Origin of the sequence: Streptomyces sp. NPDC005303 (assembly GCF_040607335.1) — a bacterium.
GTDB lineage: Bacteria > Actinomycetota > Actinomycetes > Streptomycetales > Streptomycetaceae > Streptomyces.
The window spans coordinates 19,627-37,273 of the sequence record NZ_JBEXGM010000016.1 but is presented as its reverse complement, the minus strand read 5'-3'; the positions used below and the strand labels follow the sequence as shown (position 1 = coordinate 37,273).

Genomic DNA, 17,647 nt, shown 5'->3' with positions numbered 1-17,647 from the left:
TCGGTATGAGTCAACCGACAGCAGCCGGCGACGCCGTACCGGCGACGATGCGGGCCGTCGTCGTCACCCGGCCCGGCGGCCTTGACGCACTGGAGATCAAGGACGTCCCGGTGCCCGTACGCAAGTCCGGCTGGGTGCGGATCAGGGTGAAGGCATTCGGCGTCAATGAATCCGAAGTCAGCACCCGCAAGGGAGAGTCGGACGCGGAGGTCACCTACCCGCGCATCCCCGGCATCGAGGGTGTCGGCATCGTCGATGAGGCCGACGAGAACAGTTCGCTGAAGCCAGGACAGCAGGTGGCCACGATGATGGGCGGCATGGGTCGCTCGTACGACGGCGCGTACGCCCAGTACGTGACCGTCCCCGCGGCGCAGGTCATCCCGTTCGAGACCACCCTGCCGTGGGAGGTCGTCGGTGCGCTGCCGGAGATGTTCCAGACCGCATACGGATCGCTGACCACCGGCCTGGATCTCAGGGCCGGGCATACGCTGCTGATCCGCGGCGGCACCTCAACGGTCGGGCTGAGCGCGGCCACGATCGCGAAGGACCTCGGAGCCACTGTGCTGTCCACCACCCGCAGCGCGGAGAGGGCAGGGGAACTGCGGGCCGCGGGCGTCGACCATCCCCTCGTCGACAACGGAACCCTCGCCGACCAGGTGCGCGAGCTGATGCCGGACGGCGTCGACGCCGCACTGGAGCTGGTGGGCTGCTCGGCCCTGGCCGACACCCTCCGCACCGTCCGCCGGCGCGGCACGGTCTGCTTCACCGGAGCCCTGGCGGGCCAGTGGACGATCCCCGACTTCAGCCCGTTCATGATCCCGGGCGGGGTGCGGCTGACCAGCTACGCGGGCGAGGCCGCCGACCTCCCGGCCGACGTCCTCGCCCACCAGCTCCAGACCATCGCCGAAGGACGCCTCAAGGTCCCGGTCGCGAAGGTCTACCACGGCCTGGAACAGGTCCGTGACGCCCAGGCTGACCTTGAGTCCGGCACCACGCCGGGCAAGCACGTCGTCGTCCTCGACGACTGAGAACTGATCGCGGGACGCGACAAGGTCATCGGACACAGCGAGTCGATCGACTCGCACCCACACATCGTGCGCCGTGAGTACCTCAACCCGGCGGTGAGCGCCGCCGCCCCCCGTCGTTGCCGAAGGAGAACAGATGACAGCGGCAGACCCCTTTGATGCCTTGACCATCCGGCCCCCGTTGGACCCGGAACTCGCGCCCGTCGAGGAGGCGCGGGGAGCCGTCTTTCCTGCCCTGTCGGACGAGACCCTGCCAGAGATCCGACGGCAGATCGCCCAGGGTTCCCCCGGGTTGGATTCGGAGGCTCTGACGGCGGGCGGCAGAGTGCGGGTGGACGAGCGCCAGGTACCGGGGACGGAAGGCGCGCCGGACATCACTGTGCTGATCCTCAGCCCCGTCGAGGACCGAGGCCCCAAGGGAGGCATCCTCAGCCTCCACGGCGGCGGGATGATCATGGGGGGCCGCCGCGACCACGTGAGTCATCTCCTCCCGCATGTGATCGAGGGGAGTGCGGTCGTCGTGTCGGTCGAGTACCGACTGGCGCCGGATCACCCCGATCCCGCGCCGGTCGAGGACTGCTACGCGGGCCTGGTGTGGATGGCGAAGAATGCGGCCGAACTCGGCATCGACCCCGAGCGACTCATGATCACCGGAGTCAGTGGCGGCGGCGGCCTCGCGGCGGGGACCGCGCTGCTCGCCCGCGACCGCGCCTTTCCCCCGCTCAGCCACCAAATTCTGATCTGCCCCATGCTCGACGACCGCTTCGCGACGCACAGCAGTCGCATGGTGGATCGCGAAGGCGTATGGGACCGCCACAGCAACCTGTACGCGTGGACCTCTGTTCTGGGCGAGCGGCGCGGCGGCCCGGACGTGTCGCAGTACGCCGCGCCGGCCCGCGCCGAGGACCTCAGCCGGCTGCCGCGCACCTACATCGACACCGGCTCGGCCGAGGGGTTCCGCGACGAGATCCTGAGCTACGCCGGCCGCCTGTCCGAGGCGGGAGTGAGCGTCGATCTGCACATGTGGGGCGGGGGCTTCCACGGGTTCGACATGACGGTGGATCATGCGGCTGTGTCGCGCGCTTCCAGCGCGACCCGTGAGGAGTTCATCCGGCGGGCCCTTGACAGGTGAGCGGTGCGACAACGCGCAGACTGCGAAGACAGCCATTGCCTCCTGACGGGCAAGCCCGGCGTTCACCGCGTTTCCGTCACGCGTGGGTCCTCGCTTCGCGGGCCGCGTAGGCGGCCGGGGTGAGGCCGGTGCGGTCGCGGAAGAAGCGGCCGAAGTTCGCGGGGTCGGTGAAGCCGAGGTGGACGGCCACCGTCCGGGCGTCCCACCGGGCAGCTTCCAGCAGGCGCCGGGCTTCCAGGAGGCGCCGGTCGTCGATGAGTTCGCGTACTGGCTTGCCGGTGGCGTCCCGGGCGGTGCGGCTGAGGGTGCGGACCGAGCAGCCGAGCAGTTCGGCGTAGTCCGCGGCGTGGTGCAGTTCGCGAAAGTGCAGCTCCAGGGCGTCGAGGAAGCGTCCGTATCTGTCGGCGCGGCCGGTGCCGGCCGCGGCCGTGCCGTCGAGGGCGATGCCTGGGGAGTTGGCCAGGCGAAGGAGCAGCGATTCGAGCAGGCTGCGGCGCAGGGCGTGGTGGATGTCGAGGGGGCGGCGCCCCAGTGCGCGGTGTTCGTCCAGGAGTTGGAGTGCCGTCTGCTGGAGCCAGGCGGTGTCGTCGGGGTGCGGGCTGAGCACGGCAGGGGCCTCGTGCGCGGTGAGCGGGGCCAGGAGGCGGGCGAGGTCGGGCCGCAGCACGTCCGGTTCGAAGAGGATGAACGTGCCGCGGGCCGCGCCGGGCGGATGCCAGCACTGCGCGTGCCCGGGACGCACCCACAGCCACTGGCCGGGGGCGACGGTCCGCGTGACGTGGTCGACGTCGTGCCGCAGCTCACCTTCAGTGACGGCGATGAGGTAGTGGAAGGTGGCGCGGCCCGGCCGGGGTGGGTTCCACGGCCAGTCGTCGTGGTGGGTGAAGAAGTCCTCGACGGTGCTCACTTCAAGGCCGTAGGGAGTACCGACCGGGGGCTGGAAACCGTACAGCGGTACCGCAGCCGGACCGGCCGCGCTTCCGCTCGGGTCAGGGTGTCGCCTTTCGACCATCACGTGTCCGCAGCCTACCGCCCTTCCAGTCGGCTGCGGCGGAAGGATGGGACGTGCCGCCGCGCCCGCGCGGCGCGCCCTCCACGTCTTTCGATGCCACAGTCCGTTACCACTTGAGGAAGGGAACGCCCATGAACGGACCGGCCCTGCACAAGATCGCCGCCGACTGCGCGGAGGAGCTCCCCGGAGCTCAGCTGGAACACCCCTTCGGTCCTGATTGGGAGGTCTTCAAGGTGCGCGGCAAGGTGTTCATGCTGATGACCGACGTCCCCGGGCGGCCCGTGGTGATCCTCAAGGCGGATCCCGGTGAGGCTCAGGCGCTGCGGGAGCAGTACAGCCACATCACCCCCGGCTATCACATGAACAAGAAGCACTGGATCACCCTGGAGAGCGGAGAAGGCGTCGACAAAGAGCTCGTCAGGGAGCTCGTCACCGACTCCTACCGGCTCGTCGTCGCCCACCTGCCCAAGGCCGAGCAGCCCGTCGACCCGCACACCTACGGCACCGGCACGCGGGCGGCCCGGTGAGCGCGGCCGGCGACCGGCTCCAGGACACCGCCCGACAGGTGGCTCTGGCCCTTCCCGACGTCAGCCACGGCTACCCCTTCACCCCCGGACTCGACGTGTACAAGGTCGTGGGCAAGGTGTTCCTGATCGTCACCGACGACCCGGACGAACAGATCATCACGGTCAAGTGCGAACCCGAGCACGCGCGGGCACTGGAGCGCGGCCACGCATCGATCACACCGGGCCGCTATCTCGACAAACGGCACTGGATCTCACTGGGGCCGGGACCCGGCATCACCGAGCGGCTGGTCACCGACGTGGTCGAGGACTCCTACCACCTGGCCGTCGAGCGGCTGCCGCGACGCGACCGCCCCGGCGCCCGATGAACGCCGCGACCGTCCCCACTAGCGGCTGAGCCGACGCCTGTCAGTGCCCCGTGCAAGGCTCGTCATGTCCGCACACGTACGCACCTGTCCGCACACGTCCGCCTGCGACCCGAGAGACCGATGGAACCGACCGAAGTGACCCTGCCGCTCTTCGACGAGGAGCCCTCCCGGCCCCTCGCCGACCGCCTGCGCCCCACCCAGCTGGAAGATGTCGTCGGGCAGGACCACCTCCTTGCCCCGGACGCCCCGCTCGGCCGCATGGTCGCCCAGCAGCGCCTCGGCTCCGCCATCCTGTGGGGCCCGCCCGGCGTCGGGAAGACCACCATCGCCCGGCTGCTCGCGGACGCCGGCAACCTGGCCTTCGAGCCAGTGTCGGCCACCTTCTCCGGCGTCGCCGATCTGCGCAAGGTCTTCGCCGCCGCACGAAGCCGACGCGGCATCGGCCAGGGCACCCTGCTGTTCGTCGACGAGATCCACCGCTTCAACCGCGCCCAGCAGGACAGCTTCCTGCCCTACGTCGAGGACGGCACCGTCACCCTGATCGGCGCCACCACGGAGAACCCGAGCTTCGAACTCAACGGAGCCCTCCTCTCCCGCACCCAGGTCCTCGTCCTCAAACGCCTCGACGAAGCCGCACTGTCCACGCTCCTCGACCGCGCCGAGGACCTCACCGGCCACCATCTGCCCCTGGACGACGACGCCCGCCGCGCACTGATCGCCATGGCCGACGGCGACGGCCGCTACCTCCTCAACATGGCCGAACAGCTCCAAGCCCTCCCGGACACCGAAACCACCCTGGACCCCGCCGGGCTCGCCCATCACATCCAGCAGCGCGCCCCGCTGTACGACAAGGCGCAGGAGGGCCACTACAACCTGATCTCCGCGCTGCACAAGTCGATGCGCGGCTCCGACCCGGACGCGGCCCTGTACTGGCTCGCCCGCATGCTCGACGGCGGCGAGGACCCGCTGTTCGTAGCCCGCCGCCTGGTCCGCTTCGCGAACGAGGACATCGGCATGGCCGACCCGCACGCCGTCCAGCAGGCCCTCGCCGCCTGGGACGTGTACGAGCGACTCGGCTCCCCCGAGGGTGAGTTGGCGATCGCCCAGGCCGTCGTCTACCTCGCCACCGCCCCCAAGTCCATCGCCGTCTACCGCGGCTTCAGCGCCGCACACCGATCAGCCCGGCACACCGGTTCACTCATGCCACCCGCCCACATCCTCAACGCCCCGACCCGGCTGATGAAAGACCTCGGCTACGGCAGGGACTACCAGTACGACCCGGACACAGCCGACGGCTTCTCCGGTGACGACTACTTCCCCAACGACATGGACCGCGAGACGTACTACCAGCCCACCCGCAACGGCTACGAAGCCCAGATCAGCGAACGGCTACGCCACTGGAACGCCCTGCGCGCCCGCCGGCAACGCGGCTGACCGGCCGCGCCCGCGATGTCTCCGCGAGGCCCTCGCGTCGGACTGCGGCACTGCCCGCCGTACTGACCGCGACACCCTGATTCAGGTCAGCCAGGCTGTCACTGCCCTTCAGGAGGAAAGTCCCGCGCTGGGCCGGCCTCTGGTGGACACGATCAAGGGCTCGGTGCTGTCGAACCTCAAGGAGCTCCGCCCCGGCTCGGCAGGGCCACGGAAGTGCGGTTGCTGTTCGTGTTCGACCCGGACCGCCAGGCCGTGATCCTTGTCGGCGGCGACAAGGCCGGCAACTGGTCCGGCTGGTACCGCGTCGCGGTGCCCCAGGCGGAGCAGGCATACGCGGAGCATCTGAAGCGAATCGATGGAGAGGACGGGGCACGATGACTGATCACCTCAAGGACCCGCAGGCCGTCTCCTGGGGAGACCTGGCCGAGGATTTCGCCTTCACCGATGCCGAAAAGGACCAGATCCAGAAGGGGGCGCAGGCGATGGTCCTGGCCTCCCGTGTGCACCGCCTCGCCGAGTTGCGGAAGCGGCAGCACACCACACAGGTGCAGGTCGCCGAAGCCATGGGTGTCACCCAGGCCCGCGTCTCGCGCATCGAGAAGGGTCAGTTGGAGCGCAGCGAGGTCGACACCCTCGCCGCGTACGTCAAGGCGCTCGGCGGCAAGCTGAAGATCGTCGCTGACTTCGGTGATGAGACGTACGTCCTCGGCTGATCCGATCGGCAAGTTGCGACCCAGGTTCATGCGCAGTCCGGTGGATGAGCTCGCCTCTTGGCGTCAGGGACGATGCCCGCCGGGCTCAGGGGTGGAGCATCGTCGCGTCGGTAAGGGAATCCGCTGTGCGAAGGTTGCATGTTCTTGGCTGAGCCGGGCGGACGAGGACTACTGCGGTTGTAAGCACCCCTCAAAGACGCGCAGGGGCCATTGAGGGGCCACAAGGACAGGGACACATCGACAAGCACCTCATGGGACTGACGCTGATCAGCATGTCTGACCTGGGACTCATAACCTTCTGAGCTGCGATTTGCCGTGTCTTGCGGGTAGCTCCGCTGGTTTCGTGGAGTCTTGCGGGGGCCCGGCCTGCCTCAGGGGCCGAGCCAGGGGCCAGCGATGGAATAGCCACCCACGCTCGACGCCGACGTGCACGGGGAGTTCCGTGCGCGTCGGCGTCGTATGCGGTACCTGGCGATGTGTCAGCCGATCGCCAACTTGTTCTTCCAGCCGATGCCGTTGCCGATGATCTCCGTACCGGAGCCGCCGAGGACCGTGCGGCTGCCTGGGTAGAAGCGCACGGTGCCATCGACCCTGAGTGTCCAGATGTCGGGAATGCCGTCCCCATTGGCGTCCGGAGTGCCGAAGAGCAGCCGGATGCTGGAGCTACTCCAGCCGGAGGCGCCGTACTCGGTGTCCGTGCCTCCGGAGGAGGCGGCCGCAGAGCCGAGAGAACCGATGTCGACCCCGCCGGTCGCGGTGTCCTTGATGCCCTTGCGCAGCAGCAGCCGTCCGCTGGCTTCCGAGCGGTAGACGAAGTCGGTGACGCCGTCGCCGGAGATGTCCTGGGCGGTGACGAGGTCACGCTCCGTCCAGGCCGACGCGGACAGTCGCCGGGCCTCGTCCACGGTGGCACCGTTGTACCCGATCAATGCCCACAACGCGTCGCCGACCGTGAGGAAGAAGTCGGGCTTGCCGTCGCCCGTGGCGTCGCCGGCGGAGACGATCTGGGTGATCGTCGAGGGATCCGGTGCACCGGCCGGCAGCAGGATCTCGTGCCGCTTGCCGATGTCGACGGCACCGTAGCCGTCGCCCGGGTACACCCACAGCTTGCCCGCGCGCACCGCGATCAGGTCCTGCAGGCCGTCACCGCCGTAGACGTCGCCGAGGTGGGCGAGGAGGGTGTTTTTCCAGTAGCCGGAGGCCGGGCGGGAGTAGAGGGGCAGGTCGTCGCCGTTCGGGTCCTTGTCGCTGTTCTCCTGGTAGGCGCCGGACATGGAGTAGCCGAGCGCACCGGTGCCCTTGGACCCGTCGACAGTGCCCCTGTCCGGGTACATCCGCAGGTTGCCGTTGGCGTCCACGACCATGAGGTCGGGGAAGCCGTCGCCGGTGAAGTCTCCCGGTGTGTCGGCCGTGTCGCGCGGGGTGACGTAGAAGAAGTACTTCCGGGGGTCCGACACGTTCCCGGCGTCGTCCACGGCCCGGACGTAGAGCACGTTCGGCCCGGCGAGCGGCGGCTTCGCGCCGGAGTAGGTGGTCAGGGTTGAGGTGGCGGCGCCGTTCGTCCGTGATACGGAGCCGGTGTACGAAGCGGAGTTGTAGCCGTACTCGTACTTGACCACGTCGGTCTGTGAGGCCTTCAAGCTGAACGAGCCCGCCGTGCCGAACTTGACAGTGGACCAGGTGGAGTCCTCGTCGGAGTTCCCGAAGCCGTCGTCCTTCGCGTCGGCGTCTGGGAACGTCGTGGAGGTGACCACGGGCGGGGTGGGCCGGGAACTGTCGAAGACGAACCGGCACGGTGTCTTCGACGGCGAGTAGCTTGAGGACGTCCCGCGCTTGTCCACCGCCTTGACCCGCCAGGAGTATTTGACGCCGTTCTTCAGACCGCTGGTGGAGAACGGGTCGGTGTGCACGCGGGCCGAGCCGGTCTGACTGCCGACCGTGACCTTGGACTTGGCGCCCAGCAGGTTTCCGCTGCCGCCGGTCGGCCACAGCTCGAAGCGCAGCGAGTCCAGGTTGGCGTCCTTGTCGCTGCTGTTCGCCCAGAAGGTGATCGAGGAGGCACCGACGTTGACGTAGGGCGAGGTGGTGTCGCAGGACAGGTCGGGGTCGAGGTCCAGGTGCGAGGGGGCGGCCGGCGGGCGGTTGTAGACCAGGTCGACGTACGGGTCGTTGCCGCCGTCCGCCTGGAACTTCTTCCACGAGTACGCCGAGTCCTCGTCACCGGCCCGGAAGCCAACGGTGAGGGTGTCCCAGCCGTGCGCGATGGCCTTCTGGGCGGCCGGCTTGACGTCGAACGCCTCGTAGTCGTCCGGGCAGTTCGAGGACCGGTAGCCGTGCGCGAAGCTCCTGCTCGCGAGCTTGTTGCCCGCCGTCATCTTCGGGGCGTTGCGCCAGGTCGTCTTGTTGCTGATCGCCCCGGTCAGATACACGTTCATGGTGCGGGCGCTGCACGACCACGAGTAGGTCTCCAGCGCGTGCAGCTTGGCGCTGATGACGGTGGCGCCCTTGAGGTCCGGGTTCCAGTCGATGCTGAAGAACGACCGCGAGGTCCCCCAGGTGTCCGACTCGAAGCCCACGCGCGCTTCATGGGTGCCCTTGTTGAAGTTGCGCCCGTTGTAGAAGTTCGCGTTGGGGTGGCGACTGTAGGCGGTCGTCCAGTCATTGGTGTGCTTGCTGACGGACGGGTCGATGAAGACCGGGTAGACCGTGTCGGGGTCGGTCAGGAAGTCCTGGTCCGGGGTCAGGGACCAGGTGGAGCCGTCGAGGTCGGCCGTCACCAGGGTGCCGCGGGAGTCGGGCTGCGGGCCGGCCAGCGAGGGCAGGTCCAGGGTGGCGGCCGTCCCTGTGTGGGTCGGCTCGGGCGAGGGCTCGGCGGGAACGGACGGTGCGGCGCTCTCGCTCTCCGCGCCCGAGGGGTCTGGAGCCTCGTCGGTCGCGTCGGGCAGCACCTCGTCGTCGACGTCGCCGTCGTCGCTGTCGTCGACGGAGTCACTGGGCTCGGGGGAAGCGGTGGCCGACTCCGAGTCGTCCGGGGCGGCACTGGCGTCGCCGGACAGGCTCTCGGCGGCGGTCGGCGACGCGCTGCTGCCCACCTGCCCGTCGGTCAGAGCGGGAGTCCCGGAGCTGTCCCACATCAGCGGCGTCGGTGAGATCGCCGCCTCCTCGCCGTCGGCGTCCCGGCCGCTGACGATGCCGGTCGTGGGGTCCAGGCTGAAGGTCAGGTCGGGGGAGGTCAAACCGTAGCTCAACTGAGCCACCCGTGGATCGGCCGCCGCCTGCCGGGTCTTGACCACGAGCAACTGGGCGAAGCCCTCGTCGTCCGCGGTCAACACCAGGTCGGCGCCGGGGATGATCTCCGGGTACAGCGCGCGCGAGCCGTCGATCACCGGCGTCGGGATGGTGCCCGGCCAGGTCAGCTGGACGGTGTGCCCGCCGGTGGTGAGCGTCACCAAAGCGGTACCGGTACCGGCGGCCGCGGTGACCAGCGAGATCCTGCGCACCCCGGCCCCGCGGTCGGCACGCGCGGACGCGGCGCGGGAGCCCGCCGAGAAAGTGAGACCGACGTTGGTGGCGCGCGGCGACCAGCCATGTCCGGTGCGGACCAGCGTCGCGTCGATCGGCTGCCAGCGGCCGTTGGCCTTGGCGCGGACCGGTGTGGCGTGCACGCGCCGTTGCAGTAGCCCGTCGGGCCGCGCCCAGGTCGTCTCGTACGCCGTGCGCAGTGCCGTCACCTCGACCGGCTTGCCGGACCGCGCCGCACGCGACACGGCCTCGGCCTCGGTGACCGGTGCGGCCGCGCGGGCGGGGCGGTCGGTGCCGGGGTGCCGGTCTCCGCCGGTGCCGGTCAGCCCGGCGTACGTCAGGCCGCAGACCGTGGCCAGGGCCACGACCCCGGCCGCCGCGGCCCGGCGGGCGCGCAGGCGCCGCCACTTGCTGGTCATGAGTGAGTTTTCCTTCCCCCCTAGGGCAACGGGAGCAGATCATGACCTATGTGAAGGCCCCCGTCACGCCCGTGGCTTGGGATGTCCGCTGCGGCAGGGCTCCCGAGGCGTCGGAGCGCCCCGATTGGGATTCTTTTGACCGGTACATGACGTGATCATCGCCACACGATCACAGGGAACTCTGGATTTCTTCATGACATGCACACAGAATCTGGCCGATCTTGAAGTGGCTTCACCTGCGGGCAATCCAGGTGCCACACCACCTTGTTCGGGTCGACCGGGGGATTCTCGCCGTGCCTTTCTTCCTGTCCGCGCACTGGCGCAGACGCCGCTCCGCCGTGCTCGCGCCGGTGGCCGCTGCACTGGCGCTCGCACTGCTGCCCACCCAGGCGTTCGCCTCACCGCCGGACCCCACCACCGCCGACGCCCCGCGTGAGGACGTCGACCTGGTCAAGCTCGCCGACGACGCGGCGGTCGTCGGCACCACCCGGGACCCCGGCCTGGACAGCATCCGCACGGACCAGCCCACCGACCAGACCGAGGCGCCGTCCGGCACCACCACACCGGCCCCGTCCGGCACCGCCCCGGTCAGCTTCGGCACCACCGGCCAGCAGGCCGCCCTGCGTACCGGCGGCTCCGCCACCGCGCAGCAGACCGACTACGTGCCCGCCGGCACCCTCCCGGTCAAGCTGGGGCCGGCCTCCGGCGCACCTGCTCCCAGTGGCACCTGGCAGGTCGGCGTCTTCGACCGTGCTGCCCCCGAGGCCCAGGGCGTGGACGGCACCCTTGTCAAGGTGACCGCGCCGGCGGCGGGTTCGGTGCCGGTCTCGCTCCAACTGAGCTACCAGACGTACGAGAACCTCTACGGTGCTGACTGGGCCTCCCGGCTGCAGTTCGTCCAGTTCCCCGAGTGCTACCTGACCACCCCGGACGTCGAGGAGTGCCAGCAGTACACCGAGCTGGACACCGTCAACGACACGCACACCAGGACCGTGACAGCCACTGTCGACACCGCGGCCGACGGGACGGTCAGCCAGGCTGCCGCGAGCGGTTCCGGATCCTCCGGCTCCGGTGTGATGCAGGCGTCCTACGTGCAGCCGACCGCCGCGAGCGGTGACAGTGCCGTTGTCGGAGCGGTCGACTCAGGGTCCGGGCCGGCCGGCACCTTCAAGGCCACGCCGCTGACGACCGACGGCAAGTGGGCCTCGGGCGACTCCTCCGGCGCCTTCACCTGGTCCTACCCGCTCCAGGTGCCGCCGGCGCCCGCCGGCCCCCGGCCGGAGATCTCCTTCGACTACAACTCGCAGACGGTGGACGGCAGAACGGCCACCTCCTCGCCCCAGTCGTCCTGGATCGGCGAGGGCTGGAACTACGACCCCGGGCACATCGAGCGCCGCTACCGCACCTGCAAGGACGACCGCGAGGACACCGCGGCCGGCGTGCCCAACAACAAGGACAAGAAGTACAAGACGTCCGACCTGTGCTGGGTGTCGTACAACGCCGTGCTGTCGCTCGGGGGCAGGACCACCCAGTTGGTGCGGGTCGGTGAGACCAGCAGTTACCGGCTGGAGAAGGACGACGGCACCAGGGTCGAGCTGAAGACCGGCGGTGACAACGGCGACAACAACGGCGAGTACTGGATCGTCACCACTGCCGACGGCACGCAGTACTACTACGGCCTGAACAAGGTGGGCGGCGGCCACGCCGACACCGACTCCGTCTTCACCGTCCCCGTCTTCGGCAACCACCCGGGCGAGCCGTGCCACAAGGACGCCTTCGCCGACTCCCGCTGCACCGGGAGCGACGGCGCCAAGCAGCAGCAGGCCTGGAGCTGGGGCCTGGACAAGGTCGTCGACGTGCACGGCAACACCATGATCGCCACCTGGCACAAGTCGACCAACTACTACGCCGTGAACAAGAAGTTCAAGACGCCCGAGAAGTACGTCCGCGGCGGCTACCCGGACACCATCGAGTACGGGATGCGCCCCGACAACCTCACCAGCCCCGCCGCGAAGATCGTCTTCAACGCCGAACAGCGCTGCCTGGAGACGGACGGCTCCTGCGCCGCCGACAAGTTCGACGACACCAAGAACCCCGCCTCCTACCGCCCCTGGTGGGACAGCCCCGGCAACCTCAACTGCAAGTCCGACTCCAAGCTGTGCCCGGCCTTCCCGTCGTTCTGGATCCGGATGCGGCTGGGCAGTGTGACCACCTATGCCGCGCGCCCCGGCGTCAGCGGCCTGGGGCGCGTCGACACCTACACGCTCCACCACTCCTTCCCTCGCGACTGGTACAACACCTCGCCCGGTCTGTGGCTGGACTCCGTGACCCGCACCGGCTACGCGCCCGGCGACACCACCGGCACCGTGCTGACCAAGTCCGGCGTCAGCTTCGGGCCGTACGTCGTCAGCAAGGACGACCCGCTCGGCGGCTACCTCAAGGACCAGCAGCTGCCCAACCTGGTCCCCCGCTCCAAGGGCGACCCGCGGCCCGGCTTCACCCGGCCCCGCATCGGCACGGTGTCCACCGAGAACGGCGGTGACGTCGAGGTCGTCTACCGCGGCGGCTGCCGCACCGAGCCGTCCGTGGACCCCGCCGACAACCACGGCACCTGCTACCCCGTGCGCTGGTCACCGGACGCGGAACAGGCCAAGCCCCCGCTCGCCTGGTTCAACAAGTACGTCGTCGACTCGGTCACCGAGATCGACAAGATCTCCGGCGTTTCGGACCGCGTCACCACGAAGTACGCCTACAGCGACGCGGCCTGGAGCCAGGACGACGACGAGCTCACCAAGCCGAGTCTGCGCACCTACAGCGTCTGGCGTGGCTACCAGAAGGTGTCCACGTACCGCGGCGCGAAGAACGGCGGCACCACCGTGGGCGTCCCGCAGACCCAGTCGTACGGTGTCACCCGCTACTTCCGCGGCACCGGCGGCCCGGTGAAGGACTCCACCGGCACCGTCACGCTGGCCGCCGACGACGCGCCGCAGTACGCCGGCATGACCGCCGAGACCCTCACCTACGACGGCACCGGCGGCCGGCTCCTCAAGCGCACCCTCAACTATCCCTGGTCGCACCAGACGGCCTCCCGCACCCGGGACGGCGGACTCGACCCGCTCCTCGCCCACCAGGTCGACGTCCGGCGCACGGACGCGATCCAGACGGTCGACTCCAGCTGGCAGGCGGTGCGCACCGAGACCGAGTTCGAGACCGACCACGGGCTGCCGTGGCAGGTGCAGACGGCCGTGGTCAAGCCCGACGGCAGCGGCGAGAAACTCAGCGACTACACCTGCGCCCGCACCGACTACGTCAACAACGAGGACGCCAACCTCATCGGCCTGCCCAAGCAGGTCCGTATGACGGCGACCTCCTGCGACGGCTGGACGAACGCCGCCCCGGCGACCCAGCTGATGAACGCCACCCGCACCAGCTACGACAACGGCGCCTGGGGCGCCACCCCCACCAAGGGTCTGCCCACCAGCACCGCCAACCCGGACGGCACGGGCGTGGGCTACTCGGTGGTGACCGGCCGCAGCTACGACCCGCTCGGCAGGCTGCGCAAGATCACCGACCCGCTCAAGGGCGTCACGGAGACCCAGTACACGCCCGCCGACACCGGTGGACCGGTCACCGCGATCACGACGATCAACCCCAAGGGGCACACCAGCACCACCACCTACGACCCGGGCCGGGGCCTGGCCCTGGCGGTCACCGACACCAACGGACACGTCTCCCGCAGTGAGTACGACGCCCTGGGCCGCCTGACCAAGGGCTGGTCGGCGTCCCGCTCCTCGGGCGGCCAGTCGCCGGACGTGATCATCGGCTACCAGATGGCTGCCGTCACCTCCAGCGCGACCAAGCCCACCGCGGTCACCGTCCAGACCATCAAGGACGATGGCACCTACAGCAAGCAGGTCACCCTCTACGACGGCCTGGGCCGCCAGTTCCAGGTCCAGAGCGAGGCGCACGGCCCGGGCCGTGTCATCGTCGACACCCGCTACGACGACCACGGCCTGGTCCGCGACAAGACCGGCGACTACCTCGCCAAGGGGGAGCCCGAGGCCGCCCAGTTCAAGCCCAGGAGCCTCAGCCTGGTGCCGAGCATGACCCGAACCTCGTACGACGGTCTGGAGCGCCCGGTGAAGACGACCGCGCTGCACAGCGGCACCGCGGTCTACGCCGACTCCACCAGCTACGGCGACAACTGGACGCTCGCCAAGCCGGCCGGCGGCGCCACCCCGGCGACGAAGACGACCACCGACGCCCTCGGCCGGGCCACCGGCGTCCAGCACTTCACCAACAAGGACCTCAGCGACTGGCGCAGCACCTCGTACGACTACGACGCCCGGGGCAACCGCACCTCCGTCAAGGACCACCAGGGCAACCTCTGGACCTACACCTACGACGCCCGCGGCCGGCTCAGCACCTCCACCGACCCCGACCTCGGCACCTCGTTCTTCGAGTACGACGACCTCGACCGGCAGACCAAAGCGTCCGACGCGAACCAGAAAACGACCTACACCTCCTACGACGCCATCGGCCGTGTCACCTACGTGCGGGAGGGCTCGGCTACCGCGACACCGGTCAAGGAGTTCACCTACGACCTGCCCGGAGCGGTCGGCAAACCCGCCTCCTCCCTCCGGCACGACGCCACCGGCGACTACCTTGACTCCGTCACCGGCTACGACAGCGAGTACCGGCCCACCGGACGCGAGATCACCGTCCCCGCGAACGCCAACACCACTGGTCTCGCGGGCACTTACAAGTACGAGTACACCTACACGCCCACCGGCAAGCCCCTCAGCGTGACCCTCCCGGCCGTCGGCGGCCTCGCCAAGGAGAAGGTCGTCACCCGCTACGACAGCGACGGACTGGCCCAGTCCACCTCCGGCCTGAGCTGGTACACCTCCGACGTCACCTACTCGCCCTACGGCGAACCCCTGCGCACCGTCAGCGGCGCGCAGCCCTACCGGGTGTGGACGACGAACTTCATCGACGAGCACACCGGCCGCGTCCAGCGCACCGTGTGGGACCGGGAGGCCGACAGCTCCCACCGGATCTCCGACTCCTACTACTCCTACGACCGAGCGGGCAACGTGACCTCCAGCGCCCGCAAGCAGACCACCGGGTCGACGAGCACCTGGGACAGCCAGTGCTTCACCTACGACTACCTGGGTGAGATGGTCCACGCCTGGACCTCCACGGTCGCCGTCGGCACGGCCGGCACCGGCTGCAAGTCCGCCAACGGCACCGCCTGGGGCTACCGGGAGGACGGCCAGTCCTCGGCAGGACCCACCGCCGAGGCACCGGACTCTGCCACGGACGCCACCACGCCCGACAGCGACATGGCGGCCTCGCTGAACGCCGCCGCGCCTGCCTCCGGCACGGTGTCCGCCGACATCAACGCCTACTGGCAGTCCTTCACCTTCGACGCGATCGGCAACCGGGCGAGCCTCACCGAGCACGACCCCGCCGACACGACGAAGGTCGTCAAGAGCGCGTACACATACGGCGTCCAGAACAGCACCGGTACCCTCAGCCAGCCACACACTCTGACCAAGGTCACCCCCTCCACCGGCACCGCGTCGAGCTACACGTACACCGCCGTCGGCAACGCCGAGACCCGCACGCTGCCCGGCGGCACCCAGAACCTCGTCTGGAACGCCGAGGACAAGGTCACCGAGGTCAAGGGTGCCGGTGACGGCGCAGGAGCGGTCGTCGGCCTGTCCGGCAAGTGCCTGAACGACGCCAACGGCTCCTCCGCCGACGGCAACCCCGTCCAGCTCTACCGGTGCAACAACTCCCGCGCCCAGCAGTGGCGGACGACCGGCGACACCCTGCGGATCTTCGGCAAGTGCGCGAGCGCCACCGGCACCGCGAACGGCACCAAGATCCTGCTGGCCACCTGCGACGGCAGCAGCGCCCAGAAGTTCACCGTCCGCACCTCCGACAAAAGCCTCTACCACGCGGCCTCCGGCAAGTGCGTCGACGTGCCGAGCTCCAACGACGCGGACGGCACCGACCTCCAGCTCTACACCTGCAACGCCACCACCGCCCAGCAGTGGACCCCGGCCGACCGCGCCACGTACGTCTACGACGGCGCGGGCAACCGTCTGCTGGAGCACACCGCCGCCGGCAGCATCCTCTACCTGGGCGAGACCGAGGTCAGCGCCGACATCAACGGCAACATCGTCGGCGCCTCCCGCAGCTACACCCAGACCGGCGCGCCCACTGTGGTCCGCTCCAACAAGTACGGCGGCACGACCGGCCACAAGCTGAGCATCCTGCTCACCGACCAACTCGGCACCGCTACCACGGCGGTGGACGAGACCAGCGGCCAGACCCTCACCCGCCGCTTCGTCAAGCCCTTCGGCGAGACACGCGGCAGCCAGCCCTTCAGTTGGCCGAACAATCGCTCCTACCTGCGCACCGGCATCGACGACTCCGCCACGGGCCTCACTCACCTCGGCGCCCGCGAGTACGACCAGTCCACAGGCCGCTTCCTCTCCGCCGACCCGGTCATCGACCCGTCCGACCCGCTGCAGATCAACGGCTATTCCTATGCGGACAACAACCCGGTCACCAAGAGCGACCCGGATGGCCTGCAGCCCATGGAGTGTTGGGAGGGCACGGCGGTCTGCCGGGGCGGCCGCATCATCCGGGCGATTGTGCCCACGGAAGTCAAGAAGACCCAGGCACTCACCCAGAGCACGGTCAACGGCCGCCAGGTCATCTACGACGAGCGCGGCGTCCCGCACACACTGACCGGGCCGTCGAACAACGCCTCGGAGAAGGTCGCGTTCGACTACATGAACGACGACCTGCGCAACGGCGGGAAGTACTACGACGGCTCCAAGAACGGCAGTGGATCCCGGTACTTGTGGCAAGACGACCAGGGCGTGCTGCCCAAGAAGGGTCTGTGGCACGGTCCGAACGGTGACCACGTCGCTGCCGGCACCACGGCGGACTACATCAAGGTCACCTGGAAGAACGGCAAGATCGTCAGCGTCGATACTTGGGACGCCAACGAGAGCAACGCCAGGGTGTTCGACCCCGACAACACCGCCAACACGGTCTCGGGCAAGATGAACGGAAATGCCAAGGGCCAGACCCAGAACGTCGTCTACGTCGCGAAGAGCCAAGCCGAGGCGGAGGCGATCCGGGACAAGTTCGTCGGCAACAAGCACGTTCGCGTGATCTGGCCGGACGGCGCCTTCGACACGCACCGCGTGCAGCCGCTGGTCCGCAAGATCAACGGTGGGACCGTCCGCATCACCCCCGGCGAGGTCACCGGGAGGGCTCCCAGCGTGCCCGATGCGCCGTCCGAGCCCAGGTCGGGCGGGGGAAGCAGAGCGGGTAGGCTCATGGGCGGTCTTGGCGTCGTCGGCGATCTGTACATGATCTGGGACGCGACACGCTCATGGCAGCGGGGCTGTGACGGATGGCTCGTGTCCTGCGATCCGCCGCCGACGGCATGAGTTGAACGGGCCAAGGAGAG

At 69.2% G+C, this 17,647-nt stretch carries 10 protein-coding genes; 8 read left to right on the top strand and 2 right to left on the bottom strand.

All coding sequences use genetic code 11. From position 1 onward, the window contains the following. Positions 1-5 precede the first annotated feature (5 nt). Together ABZT93_RS22575 and ABZT93_RS22570 are read left to right on the top strand one after the other, a co-directional pair. Complete coding sequence (locus ABZT93_RS22575) at positions 6-1,028, top strand: zinc-binding dehydrogenase (RefSeq protein WP_356107083.1); 1,023 nt, start codon at positions 6-8, stop codon at positions 1,026-1,028. Positions 1,029-1,161: 133 nt separating this feature from the next. After that, a complete protein-coding gene (locus tag ABZT93_RS22570; RefSeq protein ID WP_356107081.1) occupies positions 1,162-2,157 on the top strand; it encodes an alpha/beta hydrolase in 996 nt (331 codons plus the stop codon). Between the two features lie 76 nt (positions 2,158-2,233). On the opposite strand, the gene ABZT93_RS22565 is transcribed toward ABZT93_RS22570, so the two are convergent. After that, positions 2,234-3,064 (bottom strand): AraC family transcriptional regulator, encoded by an 831-nt coding sequence (locus ABZT93_RS22565; protein WP_356107080.1) that lies wholly within the window; start codon positions 3,062-3,064, stop codon positions 2,234-2,236. 236 nt (positions 3,065-3,300) lie between these two features. Here ABZT93_RS22565 and ABZT93_RS22560 point away from each other — a divergent pair, with 236 nt between their 5' ends. From ABZT93_RS22560 to ABZT93_RS22540, 5 genes are all read left to right on the top strand, one after another. Further along, complete coding sequence (locus ABZT93_RS22560) at positions 3,301-3,696, top strand: MmcQ/YjbR family DNA-binding protein (protein WP_356107078.1); 396 nt, start codon at positions 3,301-3,303, stop codon at positions 3,694-3,696. After that, positions 3,693-4,061: an MmcQ/YjbR family DNA-binding protein gene (locus ABZT93_RS22555; protein ID WP_356107076.1), complete on the top strand. Its 369-nt coding sequence runs from the start codon at positions 3,693-3,695 to the stop codon at positions 4,059-4,061. Before ABZT93_RS22560 ends, ABZT93_RS22555 begins: the two co-directional genes overlap by 4 nt. A 120-nt stretch (positions 4,062-4,181) precedes the next feature. Further along, positions 4,182-5,495 carry a replication-associated recombination protein A gene (locus ABZT93_RS22550; protein WP_356107073.1) on the top strand — a complete coding sequence of 438 codons (1,314 nt, stop codon included), beginning with the start codon at positions 4,182-4,184 and terminating at the stop codon, positions 5,493-5,495. 228 nt (positions 5,496-5,723) lie between these two features. Next, positions 5,724-5,873 (top strand): hypothetical protein, encoded by a 150-nt coding sequence (locus tag ABZT93_RS22545; protein ID WP_322726200.1) that lies wholly within the window; start codon positions 5,724-5,726, stop codon positions 5,871-5,873. Beyond that, positions 5,870-6,208, top strand: a complete 339-nt coding sequence (locus ABZT93_RS22540) for an XRE family transcriptional regulator (RefSeq protein ID WP_079662454.1) — start codon at positions 5,870-5,872, stop codon at positions 6,206-6,208. The genes ABZT93_RS22545 and ABZT93_RS22540 overlap by 4 nt, the downstream gene beginning before the upstream one ends. Before the next feature lie 479 nt (positions 6,209-6,687). Here the strand turns inward: ABZT93_RS22540 and ABZT93_RS22535 are convergent, their stop codons facing one another. Then, positions 6,688-10,149, bottom strand: a complete 3,462-nt coding sequence (locus ABZT93_RS22535) for a DNRLRE domain-containing protein (RefSeq protein ID WP_356107070.1) — start codon at positions 10,147-10,149, stop codon at positions 6,688-6,690. A 293-nt stretch (positions 10,150-10,442) separates the two neighbouring features. Between ABZT93_RS22535 and ABZT93_RS22530 the strand changes: the two genes are divergently transcribed. Beyond that, a complete protein-coding gene (locus ABZT93_RS22530) occupies positions 10,443-17,627 on the top strand; it encodes a ricin-type beta-trefoil lectin domain protein (protein ID WP_356107068.1) in 7,185 nt (2,394 codons plus the stop codon). The last annotated feature ends 20 nt before the right edge of the window (positions 17,628-17,647 follow it).

What these genes read in the sequence shown, in the direction of transcription:
- ABZT93_RS22540 (WP_079662454.1), top strand. Translation starts at nt 5,870, where the DNA reads ATGACTGATCACCTCAAGGACCCGCAGGCCGTCTCCTGGGGAGACCTG.
- ABZT93_RS22570 (WP_356107081.1), top strand. Translation starts at nt 1,162, where the DNA reads ATGACAGCGGCAGACCCCTTTGATGCCTTGACCATCCGGCCCCCGTTG.
- ABZT93_RS22550 (WP_356107073.1), top strand. Translation starts at nt 4,182, where the DNA reads ATGGAACCGACCGAAGTGACCCTGCCGCTCTTCGACGAGGAGCCCTCC.
- ABZT93_RS22575 (WP_356107083.1), top strand. Translation starts at nt 6, where the DNA reads ATGAGTCAACCGACAGCAGCCGGCGACGCCGTACCGGCGACGATGCGG.
- ABZT93_RS22560 (WP_356107078.1), top strand. Translation starts at nt 3,301, where the DNA reads ATGAACGGACCGGCCCTGCACAAGATCGCCGCCGACTGCGCGGAGGAG.
- ABZT93_RS22535 (WP_356107070.1), bottom strand. Translation starts at nt 10,149, where the DNA reads ATGACCAGCAAGTGGCGGCGCCTGCGCGCCCGCCGGGCCGCGGCGGCC.